The organism is Burkholderia sp. 9777_1386, assembly GCF_015712265.1.
Taxonomy (GTDB): domain Bacteria; phylum Pseudomonadota; class Gammaproteobacteria; order Burkholderiales; family Burkholderiaceae; genus Burkholderia; species Burkholderia cenocepacia.
This window is the reverse complement of the sequence record NZ_JACCQB010000027.1, coordinates 56,883-82,894: the sequence shown is the minus strand read 5'-3', so window position 1 is coordinate 82,894 and position 26,012 is coordinate 56,883. Positions and strand designations below refer to the sequence as shown.

Here is a 26,012-nt window from a genome sequence, read left to right as displayed (position 1 = left end):
GGCCTCTCTCTAATTAATCCCTGGCGGTGCGCAGCGCAACCAGATTCGTCACGCGCGCGGCGCCCGCCGCCTTCAGCGCCTGCGCGGCCGCCGCGAGCGTCGCGCCGGACGTCATCACGTCGTCGACGAGCGCGATGTGGCGGCCGGCGACGCCGCCGGCCACCGCGAAAGCCGCCATCACGTTGTCGCGCCGTGCGTGCCGGTCGAGCCGCGACTGCGGCGCGGTGTCGGCGACGCGCGTGAGCAAGGCTGCGTCCGCTTGCACGCGGAGCCGGCGCGCGAGCGGACGTGCGATCGCCCATGCCTGGTTGTACCCGCGCGCGACGAGCCGCCGGTGCGACAGCGGCACCGGCGCGACGAGGTCGAAGCCGCTCGCGCCGTGCGTATCGTCGACCAGCCGGGCGAGCCGGGCCGCGAATTCGCCGCCGAGCGCGAGTCGCGCGTGAAACTTCAGGCCGCGCGCGAGCCCGTCGAGCGGTGCTCGGTAATCGGCAAGCGCGAGCGTCGCATCGAACGGCGGCGGCGCGGTGCGGCACGCGTCGCACCGGTACGCGGTCGCGCGGCCGGCGCCGGTACGACGGCCGCCAGGCGATCGCGCATGCCCGACACCGAGCGGCAGCGCGCAGACCGCGCAGCGCAGCCTCGCTTCATTCCAGTACGCGGCATCGCAGGCGCCGCAAATCACTCCGTGTGACAAATTGCCGCACAACGCGCAGCGATTCGGCAATGCGACCGCGGCAACGCGCACGACCAGCGTTCGAACCTGCGACAAAACGACGCGCATCGTGCGCTCGGCGGAACCGCGGACCATCGCAACACTCCTGGCACGCCGCCTCAATGAAGCTTGCGAGGCGAGCGAGTATACTTCGGGCTCTTCGCCAGTGTGCCCGACATGTCCCCAGCTTCGACTTCAACCGGCCGTCCGGCCAATGACACCCGGCGCCTGCGGCGGATCTTCGACCGCCGTGCCGCCACGTTCGATGCGGTCGCGTTCCTGCCGCGCGAGATCGCGCAGCGGATGAACGAGCGCCTCGAATACATCAAGGTGAGCCCCGCGGCCGTACTCGACGCGGGCTGCGGCCCGGGCGACGACCTGCCGGCGCTGCGCGCGCGCTTTCCGGAGGCACCGGTGTTCGGCGTGGACCTGTCCGCCGCGATGCTCGCGCGGGCCGGCCAGCGCGAGGTCGAGCAGACCAACTGGCGCCGCTGGCTGCCGGCGTCGCTCGGCCGGGCGCTGGGCCAGCGCGGCCCGCGCGTCGCGCAGGCCGACTTCGCCGCGCTGCCGTTTCCCGGTGGCGCGTTCGACCTGATCTGGTCGAATCTCGCGCTCCACTGGCATTCGCGTCCCGATACGGTGTTTCCTGAATGGCAGCGCGTGCTGCGCGTGAAAGGCCTGCTGATGTTCAGCACGCTCGGCCCGGACACGCTGCGCGAGCTGCGCGCGGCCTGCGCGGACGCCGAAGCGGCGCTCGGCATCGCGCCGCCCGCCGCGCGCGTGATCGATTTCGTCGACATGCACGACCTCGGCGACATGCTTGTCGAGAGCGGCTTCGAGATTCCCGTGATGGACCAGGAAGTGCTGACCGTCACCTACAAATCCCCCGACTCCCTGCTGGCCGACGTGCGCCGCTGGGGCGCCTATCCGTTCGAGCGCACGGCGCCGCAGCACGCGACGCGACGCTTTCGCGCGGCGCTCGGCGACGCGCTGGACGCGCGCCGGCGCGAGGACGGCACGATCCCGCTGACCTTCGAGGTGATCTACGGCCACGCGTGGAAGGCCGTGCCGCGCACGACCGCGGAAGGCCACGGGATCGTGCGCATCGAGGACATCGGCAAGGGGCGTCCGAAGAATCGGTAAAGCGGTAAAGAGGGGTTTTGTTATGTCTGAAATTAGCGGCGCAAAGCGGGGTCGAATTGGCGCCAAAAACGGCCGGAAAGCTTGTCGCACTTGGCTTGGCGGGCGATAGGCGCTTGCTTGTGGATGCCATTGAACCCGCCTATAATGCGTCAGCTTGTCGTCCCGGGGTCCCCGCAATACGGGGCGACGAGTCCGATGCAGGCATGCATCGCATGCCATTCGCGTGAGGCGGCGATGGAAGCAGCGAGGGTTTTGGCGGAGACGGCGGACAGCGAACCGGTCCTCGAAGACTGGCTCATGAAACGCAACTGTTCGGTGTCGCCACGCCAGTTCGTGCTGTTTTACGCGTCGCTCGCGGGCTTCTCGCTGGCGATCGCGGCGTTGCTGATGTGGAGAGGGGTCTGGCTCGTCATGCCCTTCACCGGAATCGAGTTGCTGGCGGTGGGTGTCGCATTTGCGATCTATGCTCGCCATGCGGTCGATTACGAGCGCATCAGGCTGTTTCCGCACCGGCTCGTGATCGAGCGGATGGATGCGGAGCGGCTCACGCAGATCGAATTCAACCCGCGCTGGGTGCGGGTCGAGCCGGGTGCGACGCCACGCGATCCGATTCGGCTGGTATCGCGCGGGCAGACCGTCGTAATCGGGCAGCATCTCGCGCAGTACAAGCGTGCGCAGTTCGCCGACGAACTGCGCGTGTCGCTCAGGCGCTGCGGCTGACGAGGCGCGGTCATCGGCCGGACGAGGCCGGTGGCTTGCGACGGGGGAGGGTTTGAATGGAAATTTTGGGTAAGGATGCTATGAAAACAATCAAGCGAGCCCTCACGGGCGTGCTGGCATGCAGCGGATTGCTCTTTGCCGGTGCGGCCCTGGCGGTCGGTGATAGCCCGGGCGGCCCCCGTGTCAACGAGATCAACTTTCAGCCGCCTGTCACGAAGATCGCCGAGGAGCTCTACGATCTCCACACGATGATGCTGATCCTGTGTACGGTGATCTTCGTCGGCGTGTTCGGCGTGATGTTCTATTCGATCTTCGCGCACCGCAAATCCAAGGGCCACAAGGCCGCCAATTTCCATGAAAGCACGACCGTCGAGATCATCTGGACGATCGTGCCGTTCGTCATCGTCGTGCTGATGGCGCTGCCGGCGACGAAGGCCGTCGTCGCGATGAAGGACACGACGAACGCCGATCTCACGATCAAGGTCACCGGCTACCAGTGGAAGTGGGGCTACGACTACGTGAAGGGCCCGGGCGAGGGCATCGGCTTCCTGTCGACGCTGACCACCCCGCGCGACGAAGTGATGGGCAAGAAGCCGATCACCGACACCTATCTGCAGGAAGTCGACAACCCGCTCGTCGTGCCGGTCAACAAGAAGATCCGCATCATCACGACCGCGAACGACGTCGTCCACTCGTGGTACGTGCCCGCGTTCGGCGTGAAGCAGGATGCGATCCCCGGCTTCGTGCGCGACACGTGGTTCAAGGCCGACAAGGTCGGCACGTTCCGCGGCTTCTGTACCGAGCTGTGCGGCAAGGAGCACGCGTACATGCCGGTCGTCGTCGAAGTCCTGTCGGACGACGACTACGCGAAGTGGGTGGCGGCGCAGAAGGCCAAGCTGGCCAGCGCGGCGGTCGACCCGAACAAGGTCTACACGATGGCCGAACTCGTCGCGCACGGCGAGGAAGTCTACAAGGCGAACTGCGCGGCTTGCCACCAGGTGAACGGCAAGGGCCTCGGCGCATTCCCGGCGATGGACGGCAGCCCGATCGTGAACGGCCCGATCGCCGCGCACGTCGAGCGCGTGCTGCACGGCAAGGGCGCGATGCCGTCGTGGGCGTCGCTGTCGGACCTCGACATCGCTTCGGTCGTCACGTACGAACGCAACTCGTGGGGCAACCACAAGAACGACCTGCTGCAGCCGAAGCAAGTGGCCGACGCACGCAACGGCAAGCTGCCGGAAGACACGGCAGGCGCGGCAACGGCAGCGGCCCCGGCGGAAGCGGCTTCGGCGCCGGCGCAAGCCGCGTCGGGCGCCGAGCAGCCGGCGGCAGCGGCATCGGCCGCGCTGTCGACGATCTACTTCGAGACGGGCAAGAGCGTGCTGCCGGCCGACGCGAAAGCGGCGATCGCCGCCGCGGCCGACTATGCGAAGGCGCATCCGGACGCGAAGCTCGCGCTGTCGGGCTTCACCGACAAGACGGGCTCGGCCGACGCGAACGCCGAGCTGGCGAAGCATCGGGCGCAGGCCGTGCGCGATGCGCTGAAGGCAGCAGGCGTGGCGGAAGACCACATTATTCTCAAAAAGCCGGAAACGATCACGGGCGGGGCTGACGCGAAGGAAGCCCGGCGTGTCGAGATCGGCCCGGCGGCTTGACGTGTCGCTGAGTTAGTCGACGTATTCGCATTAGGAGATTCTCATGTCTAGCATCGGGCACGACGTAGCCGCGGACCACGCGCACGACGACCACGCGCACGAAGCCCCGCACGGCTGGCGTCGCTGGCTGTTCGCCACCAACCACAAGGACATCGGTACGCTGTACCTGCTGTTCTCGTTCATCATGTTCCTGTCGGGCGGCGTGATGGCACTCGGCATCCGTGCCGAGCTGTTCGAGCCGGGCCTGCAGATCATGCGTCCGGAGTTCTTCAACGAACTCACGACGATGCACGGCCTGATCATGGTGTTCGGCGCGATCATGCCGGCGTTCGTCGGCTTCGCGAACTGGATGATTCCGCTGCAGATCGGCGCATCCGACATGGCGTTCGCGCGGATGAACAACTTCAGCTTCTGGCTGCTGCCGGTCGCGGCCGTGCTGCTGGTCGGTTCGTTCTTCGCGCCGGGCGGCGCGACGGCGGCCGGCTGGACGCTGTACGCACCGCTGTCGACGCAGATGGGCCCGGGCATGGACTTCGCGATCTTCGCGGTCCACATCATGGGCGCATCGTCGATCATGGGCGGGATCAACATCGTCGTGACGATCCTGAACATGCGCGCACCGGGCATGACGCTGATGAAGATGCCGATGTTCGCGTGGACGTGGCTGATCACCGCGTACCTGCTGATCGCCGTGATGCCGGTTCTGGCAGGCGCGATCACGATGGTGCTGTTCGACCGCCACTTCGGCACGTCGTTCTTCAACGCGGCAGGCGGCGGCGACCCGGTGATGTACCAGCACATCTTCTGGTTCTTCGGCCACCCCGAGGTGTACATCATGATTCTGCCGGCGTTCGGGATCGTGTCGCAGGTGATCCCGGCGTTCGCACGCAAGACGCTGTTCGGCTATAGCTCGATGGTGTACGCGACGGCGTCGATCGCGATCCTGTCGTTCATGGTCTGGGCGCACCACATGTTCGCCACGGGCATGCCGGTCACCGGCCAGCTGTTCTTCATGTACGCGACGATGCTGATCGCGGTGCCGACGGGCGTGAAGGTGTTCAACTGGCTCGCGACGATGTGGCGCGGCTCGATGACGTTCGAAACCCCGATGCTGTTCGCGATCGGCTTCCTGTTCGTGTTCACGTTCGGCGGCCTGACGGGCCTGATGCTCGCGATGGCGCCGCTCGACATCCAGTATCACGGCACCTACTTCGTGGTCGCGCACTTCCACTACGTGCTGGTGGCCGGCTCGCTGTTCGCGCTGTTCTCGGGCTGGTACTACTGGGCGCCGAAGTGGACGGGCTGGATGTACAACGAGACGCGCGGCAAGATCCACTTCTGGGCGTCGATGATCTTCTTCAACCTGACGTTCTTCCCGATGCACTTCGTCGGTCTCGCGGGCATGCCGCGCCGCTATGCGGACTACCCGGCGCAGTTCACGGACTTCAACCAGGTGGCGACGATCGGTGCATTCGGCTTCGGCCTCGCGCAGGTGTACTTCCTGTTCGCGGTCGCGCTGCCGGCCTACCGTGGCGGCGGCGAGCTGGAAAAGGCGTCGGACAAGCCGTGGGATGGCGCGACGGGCCTCGAGTGGACGGTACCGAGCCCGGCTCCGTTCCACACGTTCGAGCAACCGCCGCACGTCGAATAAGTTTCACCTAGCGTTCCGCCGCTGCCTGCCGCGCAGGCAGGCGCGGCGGGCGCGAAACGGAAGTTTCAGCGAAGTTTCAGATGACCCGGAATCCACAAGAAAGACGAACGCCCGAGCAGATCCGCGCGGGCAACAAGCGGCTCGGCCTCACCCTGCTCGTCATCGCCGCCGTTTTTTTTGTGGGTGTCGTGATCAAGCAGTGGTGGCTGTCCACCCACTGATGCAGTAACTGACGCAGTAGCGAGGAAGTCGTCGTATGTCGAAGCCGGAAGAGGGCGCCGCGGATCGCGCGTTCAATCGTTCGATGCTGGTGAAGCTCTTCGTCGTGGCCGGGCTGATGTTCGGTTTCGGCTTCGCGCTGATCCCGATGTATCGGGCGATCTGCCAGATCACCGGCATCAACAACCTGGTGCAGCGCGATGTCAGCGAGCGCGAGGTGAAGAACTCGCAGGTCGACTACAGCCGCACGGTGTCGGTCGAGTTCGATGCGAACGCGCGCGGGCCGCTCGGCTTCAAGCCGGAGCACAACAGTCTCGACGTGCATCCGGGCGAACTGACGACGATCGTGTACGACGTGACGAACGGGCAGGGCCGGCCGGTCGTCGCGCAGGCGATTCCGAGCTACGCGCCGAAGCAGGCGACGGAGTTCTTCAAGAAGATCGAGTGCTTTTGCTTCACGCAGCAGACGCTGACCGCGAACGAGTCGCGCAAGATGCCGGTGGTGTTCGTGATCGACCCGAAATTGCCGAAGGACGTGAAGACGATCACGCTGTCGTACACGTTCTTCGAGCTGAATACCCCGGCCACGCCGGCCCCGGCGCAGCGCAGTACGGCGGCGGCGCAGGGTGCGGCGAAGCCGGATGCATGACGACGGAGGCGGGGCGATGACGGAGGTCAAGCGGAGCGGTACGTTCGGTCAGGCGCTGAAAGCGGTGCTGTGGTCGTTCTTCGGGGTGCGCAAGCGGCGCGACCTGGAGGCCGACGCGACGCAGCTCAATCCGCTGCACGTGCTGATCGTCGCGTTGATCGCGGCCGGCGTGTTCATCGGCGTGCTGATCCTGATCGTGCGTGCCGTCGTGGGTTGAGGGCGCAGTTAGCGGCTAGCGGCCCGCGGCGACGAAAGAATGCAGTGCGCGGCGCCACGGCGCGGCGTGCAGGAAAGAGCGGTGGCGGTCTCGCCGCGCAAGAAATAAAGCCGGAGCGGTTTCCGGTACACAAATTGGACTGAAGTGGAGAATCAAGCATGAGCGGTCAAAACCAGACCCCGTACTATTTCGTGCCGCATCCGTCGCAGCATCCGATCAGCGCGGCCATCGGCCTGCTGGTCATGCTCGGCTCGGTAGCGCTGTGGATCAACGGTCACGACTGGGCGCCGTTTACGGCGCTGCTCGGCCTGCTGTGGTTGCTCTTCACGCTGTATCACTGGTTCGGCGACGCGATCGCCGAATCGGAAGGCGGTCATTACGGCAAGAACGTCGACAAGTCGTACCGCTGGAGCATGAGCTGGTTCATCTTCTCGGAAGTGATGTTCTTCGGCGCGTTCTTCGGCGCGCTGTTCTATGCGCGTGAAATCGCGCTGCACCAGCTCGGCAGCCTCGACTACAAGCTGATCTGGCCGGACTTCTCCGCCGTGTGGCCGAACGAAGGCCCCGCCGCGCTCGCCGGTCACTTCAAGACGATGGGCCCGTGGCCGGTCCCGACGCTGAACACCGCGTTCCTGCTGTCTTCGGGCGTGACGCTGACGATCTCGCACCACGCGCTGCGTGACGATCATCGCAAGAAGGCGATCGCGTGGCTGGCCGCGACGCTCGTGTTCGGTATCTGCTTCCTGTTCCTGCAGGGCTTCGAGTACTACCACGCGTACAACGAACTGAACCTGACGCTGAACTCGGGCGTGTACGGTTCGACGTTCTTCCTGCTGACGGGCTTCCACGGCTTCCACGTGTTCCTCGGCGGCACGATGCTCGCGGTGGTGCTGGTGCGCATGATCCGCGGCCACTTCAAGCCCGATCACCACTTCGCCTTCGAAGGCGCCGCGTGGTACTGGCACTTCGTCGACGTCGTCTGGCTCGGCCTGTACGTCGTCGTCTACTGGCTGTAAATGGAACGACGGCCCGCGCAGCAATGCGCGGGCCGTTTTCATTGGTGTCGAGCGCGCGGCGGCGAAGCCGCGAGCGACACCACCCTGGCGCCGCCGCGACTCAGTCAGGCGGCGCTTTTGCTTGGTGGCGCGGCCGTGCGGCGAAATGTCACAGCGGCCGGCGCGGCAACGGCATCAACGCCCGATCGGCAGGCCGGTCGAATGGATCCAGCCCATCCAGTTCGCGAACAGGATGAGCAGGAACAGCGACACCGACAGCCCGACGCGGGTGGCGAGCGACCAGACCATGCGCTTCGTATGGCCGCGGTCGTGCATCATGAAGTAGAGCGCCGAGCCCATGCTGGCAATGATGAGGACGAAGGCGATGGGAACGAGTATGTGCATGACACGAACCGGACGACGGCAATTCGAAAGGAAGAGGATAATTATCGCACTTCGCTTTCGCGCAGGTTCCGGGCGGGCCGCATGATGAAGATCCGCTGGCTGCCCGCGTTGCTGATCCTCGTCGTCGTCGCCGTCACGATCCGTCTCGGTTTCTGGCAGCGCGACCGCGCGCACCAGAAGGAAGCGCTGCAGGCGAGCATCGAGCGCTACGAGCAGGCGGCCCCTGTCGACATCGGCGCGCAGCTGGTTCCGCTCGCGTCGATCGAGTTTCATCGCGTGCGGGCAAAGGGCCGTTTCATGCCCGAGCAAGCGGTGTTCCTCGACAATCGGCCGTATAACGACCAGCCGGGTTTTTACGTCGTGATGCCGTTTAAACTCACGGGCGGCGGCGTCGTGCTCGTGAACCGCGGGTGGCTGCCGCGCAATATCGCCGATCGCACGGCGATCGAGCCGTTCGCGACGCCGGCGGGCGACGTCGAGATCGTCGGCATCGCGCGCGCCGATGCGTCGCGCGCGTTCGAGCTCGGCGAAGGCGGGTCGGCCGCGCATCAGAAGATCCGGCAGAACCTCGACGTCGCCGCGTATGCGAAGGAAACCGGGCTGCCGCTGCAGCCGTTCGTGATCCAGCAGACGAGCGACGACGGCGACAAGCTCGTGCGCGACTGGCCGGCGGCGACGACCGGCGTCGAGCGCAATTACGGTTACATGTTTCAGTGGTGGGCGATGGCGGCGGCCGCGCTCGGCTTCGGGCTGTACGCCGCGCGGCGTGCGGCGAAGAAGTCGGCCGGCGCGTGAGCGTCATGCCAGGACGCGGCGAGCGCGCCGCGGGTTCGTTTCGAGAGGTCTGATTTGTCCATGCAATCTCCCCGTCAGGGTCCGGCCGCTGCGCCGATGTCGCCCGCGGCCCGTAAGCGCGGCCGCTGGATGCTCGTGCTGCTGGGTCTCGTGTGCGCCGCGCCGATGATCGCGTCGTACTTCACCTATTACGTGATCAAGCCGAAGGGCGGGTCGACCAACTACGGCACGCTGATCGAGCCGCAGCGCCCGATCCCGGCGGATCTGCAGGTCACCGACGAAGCCGGCAAGACGGTGCCGCTGTCGTCGCTGCGCGGCGTCTGGCTGTTCGTGATGACCGACCGCAGCGCGTGCGACGACGCGTGCGCGCAGAAGCTCTATTTCATGCGCCAGATCCGCGTCACGCAGGCGGGCGAACGGCACCGGATCACGATGGTGTGGCTGCGCAGCGATGCGGGCGCGGTGCCGCAGAAGGTGCTGGACGCGTATCCGGACACGCGCCGGCTCGTTGCCGATCCGGCCGCGGTGGCCGCGTGGCTGCCGGCCGACGCCGGCACGAAGGACAGCGACCACATCTACATGGTCGACCCGAACGGCAACCTGATGATGCGTTTCCCGAAAGACCCGAATCCCAGCAAGATCAAGTCGGACGTGACGAAGCTGCTGAAGTGGTCGAGCATCGGTTAAGGCGAGAGAACGAGGCACCATTCCGATGTCGTATCTACTGCAACTCGGCCTGATCGGCTTGTGCATCGCGCTGCTGCCGCTGTCGTACGTGTGGGTGAAGGCCGACGACGACAAGTTCCGCAAGCTCGTGTGGATCACCACCTTCCTGACCCTCGACCTCGTGATGTTCGGCGGCTTCACGCGGCTGACCGATTCGGGGCTCGGCTGTCCCGACTGGCCAGGCTGCTACGGCACGTCGTCGCCGTTCATCGCGCACGCGGCGATCACGGCCGCGCACCAGGCGATGCCGACCGGGCCGGTCAGCATGACGAAGGCGTGGATCGAGATGATCCACCGCTATTTCGCGATGGCGATCGGCGTGCTGATCATCGCGCAGACCGCGATCGCATGGGCCGCGCGGCTGCGCCGCCGCCCGCTGCACGTGTCGCCGTGGTGGCCGACGAGCCTGCTGCTGCTGATTCTCGTGCAGGGCGCGTTCGGCGCATGGACGGTCACGATGAAGCTGCAACCGGTGATCGTCACGATCCACTTGCTGCTCGGCCTCACGCTGCTCGGCACGCTGGGTTGGCTCGCGGCGCGCCAGACGCCGCTGCCGTCGTATGACCCCGAGGCCGGGCGTTACCGTGCGGCCGCGCTCGCGGCGCTCGTGCTGCTGGTCGTGCAGATCGCGCTCGGCGGCTGGGTGAGCACGAACTACGCGGTACTTGCGTGCACCGACTTCCCGACCTGCAACGGCCAGTGGATTCCGCCGATGGACTTCCAGCATGGCTTCCACCTGTGGCGCGCGCTCGGGATGACGAAGGACGGCGACGCGATCACGCAGGACGCGCTGGTCGCGATCCACTGGACGCACCGCACGTTCGCGTTCGTCGTGGTCGCGTACCTGGTCGCGTTCGCGCTGAAGATGCGCCGCTTCGAATCGCTGCGGCGGCCCGCGAACGGCGTGCTGCTGGTCGTCCTGCTGCAGTTCGTGACGGGCCTGACCAACATCGTGCTGCAGTGGCCGCTGCCCGTCGCCGTCGCGCACAACGGCGGGGCCGCGATCCTGCTGCTGCTCGTCGTCATGTTAAACTTTCGCATCCTTTCAAGCCGCCCCGGCCGTGTCGCGCAGCCTGCGCGCGACGCCGCCCCGGCGTGACCGCCCCCATGCAAAGCACCCTCTCCCAATCGCCCGGTAGCCGCTTTTCCCAGTACATGGCGCTGACGAAGCCGCGTGTCACGCAGCTCGCGGTGTTCTGCGCGGTGATCGGCATGTTCCTCGCGACGCCGGGCATGGTGCCGTGGCATGTGCTGATCGGCGGCACCGTCGGCATCTGGCTGCTGGCCGGCGCCGCGTTCGCGATCAACTGCCTCGTCGAACAGAAGATCGACGCGATGATGCGCCGCACCGCATGGCGCCCGTCCGCGCGCGGCGAGATCACGACGCCGCAGATCCTGCTGTTCTCGGCCGTGCTCGGCAGCGTCGGCGCATGGACGCTCTATACGTTCACGAATCCGTTGACGATGTGGCTGACGATCGCGACGTTCGTCGGCTACGCGGTGATCTACACGCTGCTGCTCAAGCCGATGACGCCGCAGAACATCGTGATCGGCGGCGCGTCGGGCGCGATGCCGCCGGCGCTCGGCTGGGCCGCCGTCACCGGCGCGGTGCCGGGCGACGCGTGGATCCTCGTGCTGATCATCTTCGTGTGGACGCCGCCGCATTTCTGGGTGCTCGCGCTCTATCGCCGCAAGGATTACGAGAACGCGGGGCTGCCGATGCTGCCCGTCACGCACGGCGAGAAGTTCACGCGGCTGCACATCCTGCTGTACACGGTGATCCTGTTCGCGGTCACGCTGATGCCCTTCATTTCCGGGATGAGCGGGGCCGTCTACCTGACGAGCGCGGTACTGCTCGGCGCGGTGTTCCTCGCGTATGCGTGGAAGATCCATCGCGACTATTCGGACGAACTCGCCCGCAAGGCCTTCCGCTACTCGATCGTCTATCTGTCGCTGCTGTTTGCCGCGCTGCTCGTCGATCACTACGCACGCCCGCTGCTCGGCGTGTAACCGCACGGTTTGAACGCAATGCTCCCATCACGGTTCGGGCGCCGCGCGCGCCAAGGCTGGATGCTCGCGTGCGCATTCACGGCAGCGCTGCTGCTCGCCGGATGCGACAACGCGCCGAAATTCCAGAATCTCGACATCACCGGCAACACGCAGTTCGGCAGCGACTTCGCGCTGCCCGATACGAGCGGCAAGGTCCGCACGCTCGCCGACTTCAAGGGCAAGGCCGTCGTGATGTTCTTCGGCTATACGCATTGCCCGGACGTGTGCCCGACCACGATGGCGGAATTGTCCGAAGCGCTGAAGCAGCTCGGGCCGGATGCCGCGAATCGCGTGCAGGTGCTGTTCGTCACCGTCGATCCGGAGCGCGACACGCCGGCGCTGCTCGGCCAGTACGTGCCCGCGTTCGATCCGTCGTTCATCGGCCTGCGGCCGGCCGACGAAGCGCAGCTCAAGAAGGTCACGAAGGATTTCCGCGTGTACTACGCGAAGGTGCCCGGCAAGACGCCCGGCAGCTACACGATGGATCACACGGCCGCGAGCTACGTGTTCGACCGCGACGGCAAGCTGCGCCTGTTCGTGCGCGACGGCCAGGGCCCGGCCCCGTGGGTCCACGACCTGAAGCTGCTGGTCGACTGACCGGCCGCCGCCGGGCGCCCGCCCGGCGTTTCGCGTGACGGCCGTGTTCGCGCCGTCACGTTTCCCCGCTCTCATCTTTGCGCGCATGCGCTGCCCGCCGGGCGGCGCGTCGGCATGCGCACGTATTGCGCCGAAGCCGCGTTACGGCAGCGCCGGCACGTTGAAGCCCGACGCGGCGCGGGTGATCCGGAATTCCGTCACGCGATACGTGGCGAGCCCCTCGGTGACGAACGGGTCGGTCTCGAGGATCGCGTCGAGTGCGTCGCGATCGATGCGGGCCGCGAGGATCATGCCGCCTGCGCGCGGCACCTTCGGCCCCGCCGCGATGAAGATGCCCTTGTCGAACTGCGGCTGCAGGTACGCGCGATGGCGCTCGAGCGCGTCGTCGATGCGCTCGAGCGACGCGGTGTAGTGGATGTCGATGACGTACATGGATGCCCCTGGAATGATGCCGGCGCTTCGCGCGCCGGCCAGCCGGTCTTTTTAGCACAGCGGATGCGGGCTGTCGCGCCGGCGCGCCGCGTGGGGGCCTGTCGATTGCCGGTTCGCCGCGGCGACGCGTATTCAAGATGTAAGCCTCGTTGCCGTAAATAAAAGAGCAACCGTTTGCGCGCGGCCGGCCGTTCGCGCGTCGGATGCATCGACATCGACAGAGGCACGCAGATGAGCAGAATGAGTTTGAACCGCAAGCTGTGGCTCGCGCTTGCGCTGGTATGGATCGGTCTTCTGGGCGTCGGCGCATGGAGCGCCTACGAGACGCGCGCGACGATGCTCGCCGAACGCAAGGCCGGCATCGCGAATCTCGTCGACTCGGCGGCGGGCATCGTGAAGGCCTATCACGCGCTCGCGCAGAGCGGCACGCTGCCCGAGGCCGACGCGAAGCGCGACGCGCTCGCGAGCCTCGCCGCGATGCGTTACGGCGATTCGGGCTACGTGTTCGTGATGGATTCGAAGCCGGTCGTGCTGATGCATCCGACGCTGCCGAAACTCGTCAACACGCAGGTCGGCGACTATCTCGATCCGGACGGCAAGCCGCTGTTCGTGACGATCCTGAACGCGGCGAAGGCGACCGGCAGCGGCTTCGCCGAATATCGCGGGCGGCTGCCGCACAGCGAGACGGCCGTGCCGAAGATCAGCTACGTCACGCGGTTCGCGCCGTGGGACTGGAACATCTCGAGCGGCGTGTTCCTGAAGGACATCGACACCGTGTACTACCGGACGCTGTTCGGCCATCTGGCCATGGTGTTCGTGATCGGCTTCGTGATCAGCGCGGCGATGCTGGTGATCATCCGCAACGTGCGCGGCAGCCTCGGCGGCGAGCCGGACGAAGCGGCCGCGCTCGCGACGCGCATCGCGCAGGGCGACCTCACGCAGCCGGTGCCGGTGCGCGCGGGCGATCGCACCAGCATGATGGCCGCGATGCACGACATGCAGGCACGGTTGCAGGCGACGATCGGCGGGATTCGCCAGTCGGCCGAATCGATCGCGTCGGCGAGCCGCCAGATTTCGGCCGGCAACGACGACCTGTCGCAGCGCACCGAGGAGCAGGCCGCGTCGCTCGAGGAAACCGCCGCGAGCATGGAGCAGCTGACCGCGACGGTGAAGCAGAACGCGGACAACGCGCGGCAGGCGAGCGGGCTCGCGAACAATGCGTCGGACATCGCGCGTGCGGGCAGCGACGTCGTGAACCGCGTGATCGGCACGATGGGCGAGATCGACGACAGCTCGCGCAAGATCGCCGACATCATCGGCGTGATCGAGGGCATCGCGTTCCAGACCAACATCCTCGCGCTGAACGCGGCGGTCGAAGCCGCGCGCGCGGGCGAGCAGGGCCGCGGCTTCGCGGTGGTCGCGGGCGAGGTGCGCTCGCTCGCGCAGCGCAGCGCGACGGCCGCGAAGGAGATCCGCGCGCTGATCGTCGATTCGGTCGAGCGCGTGCGCAACGGCTCGACGCTGGTCGGTCAGGCCGGCACGACGATGGGCGAGATCCTGCAGGCGGTCGCACGCGTGACCGACATCATGGGCGAGATCGCGGCGGCGTCCGAGGAGCAGGCGAGCGGCATCACGCAGGTCGGCCGCGCGGTCACGCAGATGGACCAGGTGACGCAGCAGAATGCGGCGCTGGTCGAGGAAGCGGCCGCGGCCGCTGCGTCGCTGCAGGAACAGGCCGCGCGGCTGCGCGACGCGGTCGGCGCGTTCCGGGTCGCCAATACCGGCGGCCCGTCGCCGCGCGGGACCGGTGCGCGGACAGCCGAGCCGGCTTTCGGCACGAAGGCGGCCGACGAGACGGTCGCGGCGTGACGCGTATCGGCCGATTGGCCAATGGGCCGATGGGCCGATGGGCCGATGGGCCGATGGGCCGATGGGCCGATGCGTCGAGGAAAAATGCAACTAACGGCCGAGCTATGCAGCGGCCGCCGGCACTGCGCTGGTGCATACCCATATGAGCGGGATGTATTTCACTTCCCGCCGATCCTGTGACACCATTTGGCCCTTCCTGCGAGTCCGGGCATACCCGTATCGCGCCCCATTTCCAGTAAGCAAGAAAGCGAGAAACAGATGAAGCGTCGCAGTCTCCTGAAGGTATTTTCCGTGCTGGCCACCGGCGCCGCGCTGACGCTGTCGGCAGGCGCGCACGCCGAAGACAAGGTGATCAAGGTCGGCACGGTCGCCGGCCCGGATTCGGAAGTGTGGCAAGTCGTGCAGAAGGTCGCGAAAGAGAAGGAAGGCCTGAACGTGAAGGTCATCGAGTTCAACGACTACGTGCAGCCGAACGCGGCGCTCGATTCGGGCGACCTCGACGCGAACAGCTTCCAGCACCAGCCCTACCTCGACAGCCAGGTGAAGCAGCGCGGCTACAAGATCGTCAGCGCGGGCCTGACCTACATCTCGCCGATCGGCGTGTACTCGAAGAAGTTCAAGTCGCTGAAGGATCTGCCGCAGGGCGCGAAGCTCGCGGTGCCGAACGATCCGTCGAACGAGAACCGCGCGCTGCTGCTGCTGCAGACGCAAGGCGTGATCAAGCTGAAGGCCGGCGCCGGCACGGGCGGCAACAACGCGACGGTGCTCGACATCGCCGAGAACCCGAAGAAGCTGAAGATCTCCGAACTCGACGCCGCGCAATTGCCGCGCGTGCTGTCGGACGTCGACGCGGCCGTGATCAACACGAACTACGCGCTGGCCGCGAACCTGCAGCCGACCAAGGACGCGATCGCGCTCGAATCGCTGACGAGCCCGTACGCGAACCTGATCGCCGTGCGCGCGAAGGACAAGGATCAGCCGTGGGTGAAGAAGCTGGTCAAGGCGTACCAGTCGCCGGAAGTGAAGGAATTCATCAAGAAGCAGTTCAAGGGCTCGATGGTCGCGTCGTTCTGAACGCCGCTCACCGGTCGGACCGCTGAACGAAAAGGGCCTGCATCGCGCAGGCCCTTTTTTCATTGGCGCGGCACGCGCGCCTATGCCTACATCTCCCCGCGCCGCGAGCAGATCGACATGATCTGCTGGATCGCGTAGTTGTCGCGCACGCCGGGTAGCGACTGCACGACGCACTCGTGAAAGCGCCGTTCGCGCGGCAGCAGCATCGCGTTGTTGCGGTACAGCGCGTCGCACGAGCGCTGGATCAACTGGGCCGCCGCGCCGTTGCGGCTTTCGCGCAGCGCGTTGAGCATGCAGTCGTCGTATTGCGCGTTGCCGTCGGTCAGCGCGAACGCCGCGCCCGGGAGTGTCAGCGCGACGGCGGTGAATGCTGCGAATGCGGCGGCTCGGATACCCCGTTTCATCTGCCCTCCGGTGGAGTGGATTGGGTCGGCCGACAGCATAGCGTAAAGCCGCATGCGCGGCCGACGCATTGGCCGACGCGGATCGGCGCCGCCACCGGCAAGGCTTGGCGCGCTTTCTCGGGGCCTCGGCGAGGTTGTGTCCGGCGCGCCGCGCGAAAGCACGGAGTCAGGCGGTGGTCTGCGGAAATGGTATCCTCGTGCGTTCGCCGCTGCACGCTTTCCCGGAGCGTGCGCGGGCCGATCGCCCGCGTCTCGGACGCACGGGCGGCGCCCGCCCGACGGCGGCGGGAATCCATCATCCAGAACCGACACAATACGGGGGAGACTCACCCATGAAGCGATTCAAGACTTTCGCGATCCGTTCGATCACGGCCGGCGTCGCCGCACTCGCGCTGGCAGGCGCCGCGCATGCACAGACCGTCAAGGTGCTGTCGATCGTCGACCATCCGGCGCTCGATGCGATCCGCGACGGCGTGCGCGCCGAACTGAAGGCGGAAGGTTACGGCGACGACAAGCTCAAGTGGGAATACCAGAGCGCGCAGGGCAACACCGGCACGGCCGCGCAGATCGCGCGCAAGTTCGTCGGCGACAAGCCCGACGTGATCGTCGCGATCGCAACGCCGGCCGCGCAGTCGGTCGTCGCCGCGACGAAGAGCGTGCCGGTCGTCTACTCGGGCGTCACCGACCCGGTCGCCGCGCAGCTCGTGAAGGGCTGGGGCCCGTCGGGCACCAACGTGACGGGCGTGTCCGACAAGCTGCCGCTCGATCGCCAGGTCGCGCTGATCAAGCGCGTCGTGCCGAATGCGAAGACGGTCGGCATGGTCTACAACCCGGGCGAGGCGAATTCGGTCGTCGTCGTGAAGGAGCTCAAGGAGATCCTCGCGAAGCAGGGGATGACGCTGAAGGAAGCGGCCGCGCCGCGCACCGTCGACATCGGCCCGGCCGCGAAGAGCCTGATCGGCAAGGTCGACGTGATCTACACGAACACCGACAACAACGTCGTGTCCGCGTACGAAGCGCTGGTGAAGGTCGCGAACGAAGCGAAGATTCCGCTCGTCGCGGGCGACACCGACAGCGTGAAGCGCGGCGGCATCGCGGCGCTCGGCATCAACTACGGCGACCTCGGCCGCCAGACGGGCAGGGTCGTCGCGCGCATCCTGAAGGGCGAGAAGCCGGGCGCGATCGCGTCGGAGACGAGCAGCAACCTCGAACTGTTCGTGAATACGGGCGCGGCCGCGAAGCAGGGCGTCACGCTGTCGCCGGATCTCGTGAAGGAAGCGAAGACGGTCATCAAGTAAGCCGCGGCCCGACCGCCGCGCTTGCAGGCCCGATCCGGGCCTCGACGACATCGCCGGACGGGCGGCTCCCACCCGGGGCCGCCCGTTCGCTTCGCCCGGCCGTACACGTCCGGCCGGGAAGCAACAGGATTTCCCCATCATGTCTCTGTTCTCGTTTCTGGGCGCACTGGAGATCGGCCTGATCTTCAGCCTCGTCGCCCTCGGGGTGCTGATCTCGTTTCGCATCCTCAACTTCCCCGACCTCACCGTCGACGGCAGCTTTCCGCTCGGCGGCGCCGTCGCCGCGACGCTGATCTCGGCCGGCCATGACCCGTTTTCCGCGACGCTGCTCGCGATCGTCGCGGGCGCGCTGGCCGGCTTCGTCACCGGCTGGCTGAACGTGCGCCTGAAGATCATGGATCTGCTCGCCAGTATCCTGATGATGATCGCGCTCTACTCGGTGAACCTGCGGATCATGGGCCGGCCGAACGTGCCGCTGATCACCGAGCCGACGCTCTTCACCGTGCTGCAGCCCGACTGGATGCCCGATTACGTGCTGCGCCCGGCGCTGCTCGCGATCGTCGTCGTGATCGCGAAGCTCGGCCTCGACTGGTTCTTCTCGTCGCAGCTCGGCCTCGCGATGCGCGCGACCGGCGCGAACCCGCGGATGGCGCGCGCGCAGGGCATCGCGACCGGCCGGGCGACGCTTGCCGGGATGGCGCTGTCGAACGCGCTCGTCGCGCTCGCGGGCGCCCTGTTCGCGCAGACGCAGGGCGGCTCGGACATCTCGATGGGGATCGGCACGATCGTGATCGGGCTGGCCGCCGTGATCATCGGCGAGACGCTGCTGCCGGCGCGCCGGCTGGTGCTGACGACGCTTGCCGTCGTGCTCGGCGCGATCGTCTACCGCTTCTTCATCGCGCTCGCGCTGAACAGCGAATTCATCGGCCTGAAGGCGCAGGACCTGAACCTCGTGACGGCCGCGCTCGTCACGATCGCGCTGGTGCTGCCGGCGACGCGCAAGAAGCTGTTCGCGCGCAAGAACGGAGGGGCATGACATGCTGTCCGCACACGATCTCAAACTCACGTTCAATCCCGGCACGCCGATCGAGACGCGCGCGCTGCGCGGGCTGTCGCTCGAGATTCCCGACGGCCAGTTCGTCGCGGTGATCGGCTCGAACGGCGCCGGCAAGTCGACCTTCCTCAATGCGGTCAGCGGCGACCAGCGCGTCGATGCGGGACGCATCGCGATCGACGGCACGGATGTGACGCGCAAGGCCGCGTGGGACCGCGCGCACCTCGTCGCGCGCGTGTTTCAGGATCCGATGGCCGGCACCTGCGAGGCGCTGACGATCGAGGAGAACATGGCGCTCGCGATGGCGCGCGGCGCGCGGCGCGGCTTCCGGGCGGCGCTCGACCGGCCGTCGCGCGAGCTGTTCCGCGACAAGCTGCGGCTGCTGAACCTCGGGCTGGAAAACCGGCTGACCGACCGGATCGGGCTGCTGTCGGGCGGCCAGCGGCAGGCCGTGAGCCTGCTGATGGCGTCGCTGCGGCCGTCGCGGATCCTGCTGCTCGACGAGCACACGGCCGCGCTCGATCCGAAGACGGCCGCGTTCGTGCTGGAGCTGACCGCGCGCATCGTCGCCGAGAGCAAGCTGACGACGATGATGGTCACGCACAGCATGCGGCAGGCGCTCGACTACGGCGACCGCACGGTGATGCTGCACCAGGGGCAGGTCGTGCTCGACGTGTCGGGCGACGCGCGCAAGGGGCTGGACGTGCCGGATCTGCTGCAGATGTTCGAGAAGGTGCGGCACGAGCAGCTCGACGACGACGCGTTGCTGCTCGGCTGACGGGCTGCTGACCGACGGCTGACGGGCCGGCGCACCGTGACATGACGGGCGCGCCGGCTTCTCCCTGGTTTCTTCCGACGAAAACCGGTTTTGCACCGGTGCTGTGCGACGCGCGCGCATTGCCATATACTGTATATCCATACAGTTGTGGGTGGCGTCATGCTCGCATCCTCCATTACTCCCGAATCCCTTCATCCGTCCCTTTGGCGCGGCTCGCAGCTCGCGCGCGGCGGCCCGCGCACGATCGACACGGGCTTCGCGCCGCTGTCGGCCGAGCTGCCGGGCGGCGGCTGGCCGGTCGGCGGCCTCGTCGAACTGCTGGCCGCGCAGCCGGGCTGCGGCGAGATGCGGCTGCTTGCGCCGGCGCTTGCCCGCACCGTCAGCGTGCGGCGGCCGCTCGCGCTCGTCGCGCCGCCGCAGTCGCCGCATGCCACCGCGCTCGCCAGTCTCGGCGTGCCGGCCGACACGCTGCTGTGGCTGCGCGCCGGTAGCCGTACCGATGCGTTGTGGGCCGCCGAGCAGGCGCTCAAGACCGGCTGTTGCGGCGCGCTGCTGCTCTGGCAGGACGCGCGGCCCGATGCGCTGCGGCGCCTGCATCTCGCGGCCGCGCGCACGGGCGACACGCTGTTCGTGATGCTGCGTCCGCTGTCGGCCACGCGGCAGCCGTCGCCGGCCGTGCTGCGCGTCGCGCTGTATCCGGTGCCGGGTGGCGTGTCGCTCGACATCGTCAAGCGTCGCGGGCCCGCGCGCAGCGAGCCGCTCGTGCTCGATTTGCCGTCGCCCATCGTGGAGAGCCGCTATGCGCGTCTTGCTCGGCATCCATCTGCCGCGCCTGCCGCTCGACGTGTGCGCCCCGCCGCCGTCTGACGCGGCGGCCGGCGAGGCCGGTTGCGCGGTGCTCGAGCAGGGCGTCGTGCTGATCGCCGACGCGGCCGCGCGCCGGCAGGGCGTGCGCGCGGGCATGAAGCGCGGCGGCGTGCTCACGCTCGCGCCCGATACGCAACTCGTCGAACGCGATCCCGCGCGCGAAGCCGATGCGCTGCGCGCGGTCGCGCTCGCGCTGCTGCGTTTCTCGCCGTGCGTCGCGCTCGACGACGAAGCCACGCTGATCGTCGACGTCGGCCCGAGCCTGCGCCTGTTCGGCGGCCTGCCGTCGCTGTGCCGCCAGGTGCGCGCGACGCTCGCGACGCTCGGCTACGCGGCGCGCCTGTCCGCCGCGCCGACCGGGCGCGGCGCATGGCTGCTCGCGCGCACGTCGGCCCGCGCACGCAGCCGGCGCCGCGTCGCACGCCAGGCCTCGCTCGTCCGCACGCTCGACCGGCTGCCATGCGTGCTGCTGCCCGATGCGCGTCCGTATGCGGGCTGGTTCGACGGCCTCGGCTGCCGCACGCTCGCCGATCTGCGCCGCCTGCCGCGCGCAGGGCTGCAGCGACGCTGCGGTCCCGCGTTGCTGGCCGCGCTCGATCGTGCGTACGGCGAAGCGGTCGAGCCGCTGGCGTGGATGGCGGTGCCGCCCGTGTTCGACGTGCGGCTCGAGTTGCCGGAGCGCGTCGAATACGCGGAAGCCGTGCTGTTCGCCGCGCGGCGGCTCGTCGTGCAGCTGTGCGGCTGGCTGGCCGCGCGGCACCTGTCGCTCGCCGCGATGACGTTCGATCTCGAGCACGAACGCGGCCGCCAGGCCGTGCCGCCGACCCCGCTCGCGCTCGCGTTCGCCGCCCCCGTGCGCGACGAGGGGCATTTCATGCGGCTGCTCGGCGAGCGGCTCGCGCGCGTCGAGCTGCCGGCTGCGGTGATCGCGGTGCGTCTGAAGGCCACGCGCGTCGAATCGGTCGCGCCGCCGGCCGACGATCTTTTTCCCGAGCCGGGCGGTACGCGGGAAACCCGCGAGCGGTTGCTCGAGTTGCTGGTCGCGCGGCTCGGCGCGGACAACGTGCTGCGCGCGGCACCCGTCGCCGATCATCGGCCCGAAGCCGCGAACCGCTGGCTGCCGCTCGATGCGCAGGCGGGCAAGCCGGCCGGCGGGCCGCCGGCCGTGCCGCCGCGCCCCGCGTGGTTGCTGGCCGAACCGTTGCCGTTGCTGATGCGTGGCGAGCGGCCGGTATTCCATACGCCGCTGAGGATGATGTCGTCGGCGGAGCGGATCGAGGCCGGGTGGTTCGATGGTCAGCTCGCGGCACGCGATTACCACGTCGCGCAGGACGAAGCCGGTGCGTGCTATTGGGTGTTCAGGGAACGGGCGGGGAGCGAGTCCGAACCGCACTGGTTCCTGCACGGCCTGTTCGGGTGAACGAAGATGATGGCGGATTTCAGCGGGCTGCCCGATTACGCGGAGTTGTTCTGCCGTTCGAACTTTTCATTCCTGCATGGCGCGTCGCATGCGGACGAACTGGTCGAGCGTGCGGTGGAACTCGGCTATCGCGGGATCGCGATCACCGACGAATGCTCGCTCGCCGGCGCGCCGCGCATGCATGTCGCGGCGAAGGCGAACGGATTGCCGCTCGTCATCGGTTCGTATTTCGACGTCACGCCGGATGACGTCGCGCCCGGCCACGACCCGGGCCCCGGTGCGTTCGGGCTCGTGCTGCTCGCGCAGAACCGCGAAGGGTACGGCAATCTTTCCGAGTTGATTTCGTGGCGGCGGATGGCATCGCCGAAGGGCACTTACCAGCTGACGTCGCGGATGCTGTCGGCGCCGCCGGCGGAGTTTGCCCACTTGCGCGGCATGCCCGACTGCTTCGCGATTCTCGTGCCGACGTACCCGGTGCGGGCGGACGTGCTCGATGCGCAGGTCGCGTGGTTTCGCGCGATGTTCGGCGAGCGGGCGCGGCTCGGGCTCGTGCAGTTGCAGCGCGCGCTGGACGGCGCGCAGCGCGACGAGATTCGCGAGGCCGGCAAACGGCGCGGCGTGCGACTCGTCGCGCTGGGCGACGTGACGATGCACGTGCGCTCGTGCAAGCCGCTGCAGGACGTGATGACGGCGATTCGCGTCGGGATGCCGGTGTCCGAATGCGGGTACGCGCTCGCGCCGAATGCGGAGCAGCATCTGCGTTCGCGCGGGCGGATCGCGAAGTTGTTTTCGTCGGCCGAGATCGCGGAGACGTGCGCGATGTTCGATGCATGCGATTTCGAACTCGACTCGCTGCGTTACGAGTATCCCGACGAGATCGTGCCGGCGGGACTGACGCCGACGCGCTATCTGGAACAGGAAACCTTCGCCGGAGCGGCGGTGCGTTATCCGCAGGGCATTCCGGAGAAGGTCGACAAGCAGATCCGTCATGAACTCGACCTGATCGCCCGGCTGAGCTACGAGCCGTTCTTCCTGACCGTCTACGACATCGTCAAATACGCGCGCAGCCAGAACATCCTGTGCCAGGGCCGTGGCTCGGCCGCGAACTCGGTCGTCTGTTATTGCCTCGGCATCACCGAAGTGAATCCCGAGCAAAGCACGATGCTGTTCGAGCGTTTCATCAGCGAGGAACGCGGCGAGCCGCCGGATATCGACGTCGACTTCGAGCATCAGCGCCGCGAAGAAGTGATCCAGCACATCTACGCAAAATACGGCAAGGATCGCGCCGCGCTCGCGGCTGCCGTTTCGACGTATCGTCCGCGCGGCGTGCTGCGCGAAACCGGCAAGGCGCTCGGCGTCGATCCGATGCTGGTCGATCGCGTCGCAAAGGGGCATCGCTGGTTCGACGGCAGTCGCGATCTGCTGCGGCAATTCGCGTCGACCGGGCTCGATCCCGAAACGCCGCTGATTCGCACATGGGCCGAACTGGCCGGGCGCTTGCTCAACTTCCCGCGCCACCTGTCGCAGCATTCGGGCGGCTTCGTGATCAGCCGCGGCAAGCTCACGCGGCTCGTGCCGGTCGAGAACGCGGCGATGGACGGGCGGCGCGTGATCCAGTGGGACAAGGACGATCTCGAAGCGCTCGGGCTGATGAAGGTCGACGTACTCGCGCTCGGCATGCTGTCGGCGCTGCATCGCGCGTTCGACCTGCGCACCGCGTGGCGCGGGCCAGCGAAGGACGGCAAGCCATTCACGCTGAAACACATTCCGCAGGATGACAAGGCAACCTACGACATGATCTGCCGTGCCGATACCGTCGGCGTGTTCCAGATCGAATCGCGCGCGCAGATGTCGATGCTGCCGCGGCTGAAGCCGCGCAACTACTACGATCTCGTCGTTCAGGTATCGATCGTGCGGCCCGGTCCGATTCAAGGCGGCGCCGTGCATCCGTATTTGCAGCGGCGCAGGATCGTGGCCGGTGAAGAGGAGGGCGAGGTCACGTATCCGAGCGACGCGCTCAAGGAAGTGCTCGTTCGTACGCTGGGTGTGCCGATCTTCCAGGAACAGGTGATGCAGATTGCGATCGTCGCCGCGGGTTTTACACCTGGCGAAGCGGATGACTTGCGTCGTGCGATGGCCGCGTGGAAGCGCAAGGGCAATCTCGAGAAATATCAGGACAAGATCATCAGCGGGATGCTCGAACGCAACTACACGCGCGAATTCGCCGAGCAGATCTTCGAGCAGATCAAGGGCTTCGGCGAATACGGGTTCCCCGAAAGCCACGCCGCGAGCTTCGCGAAACTCGCGTACGCGAGCAGCTGGCTTAAATGCCACGAACCCGCGATCTTTCTCGCCGCGCTGCTGAACAGCCAGCCGATGGGGTTCTACCCGCCGTCGCAACTCGTGCAGGACGCGAAGCGTCACCGCGTGAAGGTGCTGCCGATCGACGTGACGCAAAGCACCTGGGAAGCCGCGCTCGAGGCGTTGCCCGACCAGCCGCCGCCGCACGGTCAGCCGGCCGTGCGGCTCGGCCTGTCGCTCGTGCGCGGCCTGAGCGAAGCCGCCGCGCGGCGCATCGAAGCCGCACGCGCCGCCGGCCCGTTCGACAACGTCGACACCCTCGCGCGCCGCGCGCAACTCGAACGTCGCGATCTCGAAGCGCTCGCCGCCGCGAATGCGCTCGCGACGCTCGCCGGCCATCGTCGCGATGCGTTGTGGCAGGCCGTCGCCGCGGCGCCGGAGCGCGACCTGCTCGCCGCCGCGCCGATCGACGAGGTGGAGCAACCTGCGCTCGGCGCGCCGTCGGAAGCCGACGACATCCTCGCCGACTATCACACCACCGGCCTCACGCTGAACCGCCATCCGGTCGCGTTGCTGCGTCCGGCCTTGCGCGCGCAGCGGCTGTCGTCGTCGGCCGAGTTGCGCGACCGTCCCGACGGCCGGCTCGCACGCGCATGCGGGCTCGTGATCGCCCGGCAGATGCCGGGCACCGCGAAGGGCGTGATGTTCATGACGCTCGAGGACGAAACGGGCTGCGTGAACGTGATCGTCCGGCCCGAGCTGCTCGCGCGGCAGCGCCGCGAAACACTCGATTCGCGGCTGCTCGCGGCGTCCGGCGTGTGGCAGGTCGTGAGCGACGTGCGGCACCTCGTCGCGCAGCATTTCGAGGATCTGACGCCGCTGCTCGGTGGCCTGCGCACGTCGAGCCGGGAATTCCACTGATCCGCGCGTCGCACCGGCGCGCTGTCGTCGATGCATACCAGTCAGCCAAATTGGTTCTATTCTGGTCTCATATTCGTGCCGGAAACCCGGCCGGTCCACGCACTGGAACTGTCCCCTTGCATACCACTTCGGGTAAATCCCTATCCCGCACTGCGTTGTAAACAAAGGCTTTGCCAGTACTAAAACGCTTGCCGCGCAAGGCTTTCGGCGATTTCCGCGGCGCTAATACCAGTTCGTTGACTGGTATTATTGTGGTTATATAATGCGTTCACTTTCGACGGTCGGAGATCGTCGTCCGACACGCGGAGGCACATGGAAACCGGCTGGGCCGAACTGGCGCCCGATCCCCTCGACGATACGCCGCTCTATCTGCAGCTCGCCCGCAATCTGGCGAGCGCGATCCACGCGGGCGCGTGGCAGGCCGGCGAGGCGCTGCCGTCGGAGCGGCTGCTGTCGGTGTCGGTCGGCGTGTCGCGGATCACCGCGCGTCGCGCCCTCGCGCTGCTGGTCGAGCAGGGCCTGATCAAGCGGGCGCGCGGTGCGGGCAGCTTCATCACGCCGCGCGTTGCCGATCCGCTGTCGCGCCTCGTCGGCTTCACCGCGAAGATGCGCCAGCGCGGCTTCGTGCCCGATTCGGTGTGGCTGTCGCGCACGCTGCGCACCGCGAGCCGCGACGAGCTCACGCATCTCGGCCTCGCGCCCGGCGCGACGGTGGCGCGGCTCGAACGGCTGCGCCGCGCGGACGGCATCGTGATGGCGGTCGAGCATTCGACGCTGCCCGCGGCGGTGGTGCCCGATCCGCAGGTGCTCGGTGCATCGCTGTACGAATACCTGGAGGCGCGCGGCATGACCGTCGTGCGCGCGCTGCAGCACTTTCGCGCGGCGAACGCGACGCACGCGATCGCGAAATGGATGGCGGTGAAGCCGGGCTCGGCGCTGCTGGTGATCACGCGGATCGGCTACGGCGTCGACCAGCGCGCGATCGAAATGAGCGAAACGTATTGCCGCGACGACTATTACGACTTCGTCGCCGAACTGAAACGCTGACGCGCGAGACT

Annotated in this window: 26 protein-coding genes; 22 read left to right on the top strand and 4 right to left on the bottom strand. The window is 67.4% G+C overall.

Translation table 11 applies throughout. The features are described from left to right. Positions 1-13: 13 nt before the first annotated feature. A complete protein-coding gene (locus H0X91_RS20535) occupies positions 14-811 on the bottom strand; it encodes a ComF family protein (RefSeq protein WP_062911166.1) in 798 nt (265 codons plus the stop codon). Positions 812-892: 81 nt separating this feature from the next. Here H0X91_RS20535 and H0X91_RS20530 point away from each other — a divergent pair, with 81 nt between their 5' ends. From H0X91_RS20530 to H0X91_RS20495, 8 genes are all read left to right on the top strand, one after another. Beyond that, the gene (locus tag H0X91_RS20530) at positions 893-1,858 is read left to right on the top strand and encodes a methyltransferase domain-containing protein (RefSeq protein WP_062911167.1); all 966 of its coding nucleotides are present in this window, start codon (positions 893-895) and stop codon (positions 1,856-1,858) included. A gap of 195 nt (positions 1,859-2,053) precedes the next feature. Further along, on the top strand, positions 2,054-2,578 hold the full coding sequence (locus H0X91_RS20525) for a DUF2244 domain-containing protein (RefSeq protein ID WP_006486400.1): 525 nt from the start codon (positions 2,054-2,056) through the stop codon (positions 2,576-2,578). A 56-nt stretch (positions 2,579-2,634) separates the two neighbouring features. Further along, positions 2,635-4,233, top strand: a complete 1,599-nt coding sequence (coxB, locus tag H0X91_RS20520) for a cytochrome c oxidase subunit II (protein ID WP_060265647.1) — start codon at positions 2,635-2,637, stop codon at positions 4,231-4,233. Positions 4,234-4,276: 43 nt separating this feature from the next. Then, positions 4,277-5,884: a cytochrome c oxidase subunit I gene (ctaD, locus tag H0X91_RS20515; protein WP_006477731.1), complete on the top strand. Its 1,608-nt coding sequence runs from the start codon at positions 4,277-4,279 to the stop codon at positions 5,882-5,884. A gap of 80 nt (positions 5,885-5,964) precedes the next feature. Continuing rightward, positions 5,965-6,105 (top strand): cytochrome oxidase small assembly protein, encoded by a 141-nt coding sequence (locus tag H0X91_RS20510; RefSeq protein ID WP_006486385.1) that lies wholly within the window; start codon positions 5,965-5,967, stop codon positions 6,103-6,105. A 35-nt stretch (positions 6,106-6,140) separates the two neighbouring features. Beyond that, positions 6,141-6,752 (top strand): cytochrome c oxidase assembly protein, encoded by a 612-nt coding sequence (locus H0X91_RS20505; protein ID WP_006486387.1) that lies wholly within the window; start codon positions 6,141-6,143, stop codon positions 6,750-6,752. A gap of 16 nt (positions 6,753-6,768) precedes the next feature. After that, positions 6,769-6,969, top strand: a complete 201-nt coding sequence (locus tag H0X91_RS20500) for a DUF2970 domain-containing protein (RefSeq protein ID WP_006486367.1) — start codon at positions 6,769-6,771, stop codon at positions 6,967-6,969. A gap of 158 nt (positions 6,970-7,127) precedes the next feature. After that, a complete protein-coding gene (locus H0X91_RS20495) occupies positions 7,128-7,985 on the top strand; it encodes a cytochrome c oxidase subunit 3 (RefSeq protein ID WP_006486364.1) in 858 nt (285 codons plus the stop codon). Positions 7,986-8,159: 174 nt separating this feature from the next. On the opposite strand, the gene H0X91_RS20490 is transcribed toward H0X91_RS20495, so the two are convergent. Then, a complete protein-coding gene (locus tag H0X91_RS20490) occupies positions 8,160-8,369 on the bottom strand; it encodes a twin transmembrane helix small protein (protein ID WP_006477735.1) in 210 nt (69 codons plus the stop codon). An 84-nt stretch (positions 8,370-8,453) separates the two neighbouring features. Here H0X91_RS20490 and H0X91_RS20485 point away from each other — a divergent pair, with 84 nt between their 5' ends. From H0X91_RS20485 to H0X91_RS20465, 5 genes are read left to right on the top strand one after another with little or no spacing between them, the layout of a single operon-like run. Further along, the gene (locus tag H0X91_RS20485) at positions 8,454-9,164 is read left to right on the top strand and encodes an SURF1 family protein (RefSeq protein WP_062911475.1); all 711 of its coding nucleotides are present in this window, start codon (positions 8,454-8,456) and stop codon (positions 9,162-9,164) included. 60 nt (positions 9,165-9,224) lie between these two features. Further along, on the top strand, positions 9,225-9,851 hold the full coding sequence (locus H0X91_RS20480) for an SCO family protein (protein ID WP_012492387.1): 627 nt from the start codon (positions 9,225-9,227) through the stop codon (positions 9,849-9,851). A gap of 25 nt (positions 9,852-9,876) precedes the next feature. Next, a complete protein-coding gene (locus tag H0X91_RS20475) occupies positions 9,877-10,989 on the top strand; it encodes a COX15/CtaA family protein (protein WP_059723972.1) in 1,113 nt (370 codons plus the stop codon). 8 nt (positions 10,990-10,997) lie between these two features. Beyond that, positions 10,998-11,900: a heme o synthase gene (gene cyoE / locus H0X91_RS20470; protein ID WP_006477738.1), complete on the top strand. Its 903-nt coding sequence runs from the start codon at positions 10,998-11,000 to the stop codon at positions 11,898-11,900. 18 nt (positions 11,901-11,918) lie between these two features. Then, on the top strand, positions 11,919-12,536 hold the full coding sequence (locus H0X91_RS20465; RefSeq protein WP_062911169.1) for an SCO family protein: 618 nt from the start codon (positions 11,919-11,921) through the stop codon (positions 12,534-12,536). 141 nt (positions 12,537-12,677) lie between these two features. On the opposite strand, the gene H0X91_RS20460 is transcribed toward H0X91_RS20465, so the two are convergent. After that, positions 12,678-12,968 carry a YciI family protein gene (locus tag H0X91_RS20460; protein WP_006486398.1) on the bottom strand — a complete coding sequence of 97 codons (291 nt, stop codon included), beginning with the start codon at positions 12,966-12,968 and terminating at the stop codon, positions 12,678-12,680. 231 nt (positions 12,969-13,199) lie between these two features. Between H0X91_RS20460 and H0X91_RS20455 the strand changes: the two genes are divergently transcribed. Together H0X91_RS20455 and H0X91_RS20450 are read left to right on the top strand one after the other, a co-directional pair. Then, positions 13,200-14,837: a methyl-accepting chemotaxis protein gene (locus H0X91_RS20455; protein ID WP_062884751.1), complete on the top strand. Its 1,638-nt coding sequence runs from the start codon at positions 13,200-13,202 to the stop codon at positions 14,835-14,837. A gap of 258 nt (positions 14,838-15,095) precedes the next feature. Beyond that, on the top strand, positions 15,096-15,911 hold the full coding sequence (locus tag H0X91_RS20450) for a MetQ/NlpA family ABC transporter substrate-binding protein (RefSeq protein WP_006486394.1): 816 nt from the start codon (positions 15,096-15,098) through the stop codon (positions 15,909-15,911). Between the two features lie 86 nt (positions 15,912-15,997). Here the strand turns inward: H0X91_RS20450 and H0X91_RS20445 are convergent, their stop codons facing one another. Continuing rightward, the gene (locus H0X91_RS20445) at positions 15,998-16,315 is read right to left on the bottom strand and encodes a VF_A0006 family four-cysteine protein (protein WP_006499038.1); all 318 of its coding nucleotides are present in this window, start codon (positions 16,313-16,315) and stop codon (positions 15,998-16,000) included. 332 nt (positions 16,316-16,647) lie between these two features. On the opposite strand from H0X91_RS20445, the gene H0X91_RS20440 reads away from it, so the two are divergent. From H0X91_RS20440 to H0X91_RS20410, 7 genes are all read left to right on the top strand, one after another. Next, a complete protein-coding gene (locus H0X91_RS20440) occupies positions 16,648-17,613 on the top strand; it encodes an ABC transporter substrate-binding protein (protein WP_059721064.1) in 966 nt (321 codons plus the stop codon). Between the two features lie 139 nt (positions 17,614-17,752). Continuing rightward, positions 17,753-18,649 carry an ABC transporter permease gene (locus H0X91_RS20435; protein ID WP_006486373.1) on the top strand — a complete coding sequence of 299 codons (897 nt, stop codon included), beginning with the start codon at positions 17,753-17,755 and terminating at the stop codon, positions 18,647-18,649. A 1-nt stretch (position 18,650) separates the two neighbouring features. Next, positions 18,651-19,445 (top strand): ABC transporter ATP-binding protein, encoded by a 795-nt coding sequence (locus H0X91_RS20430; protein WP_006486391.1) that lies wholly within the window; start codon positions 18,651-18,653, stop codon positions 19,443-19,445. A gap of 159 nt (positions 19,446-19,604) precedes the next feature. Further along, a complete protein-coding gene (gene imuA / locus H0X91_RS20425) occupies positions 19,605-20,312 on the top strand; it encodes a translesion DNA synthesis-associated protein ImuA (RefSeq protein ID WP_062911170.1) in 708 nt (235 codons plus the stop codon). After that, positions 20,245-21,732 (top strand): Y-family DNA polymerase, encoded by a 1,488-nt coding sequence (locus tag H0X91_RS20420; RefSeq protein WP_196433288.1) that lies wholly within the window; start codon positions 20,245-20,247, stop codon positions 21,730-21,732. The genes imuA and H0X91_RS20420 overlap by 68 nt, the downstream gene beginning before the upstream one ends. 6 nt (positions 21,733-21,738) lie before the next feature. Further along, positions 21,739-24,954: an error-prone DNA polymerase gene (locus H0X91_RS20415; RefSeq protein WP_196433287.1), complete on the top strand. Its 3,216-nt coding sequence runs from the start codon at positions 21,739-21,741 to the stop codon at positions 24,952-24,954. A 312-nt stretch (positions 24,955-25,266) separates the two neighbouring features. Beyond that, on the top strand, positions 25,267-26,001 hold the full coding sequence (locus H0X91_RS20410) for a GntR family transcriptional regulator (RefSeq protein ID WP_006487014.1): 735 nt from the start codon (positions 25,267-25,269) through the stop codon (positions 25,999-26,001). Positions 26,002-26,012 lie beyond the last annotated feature (11 nt).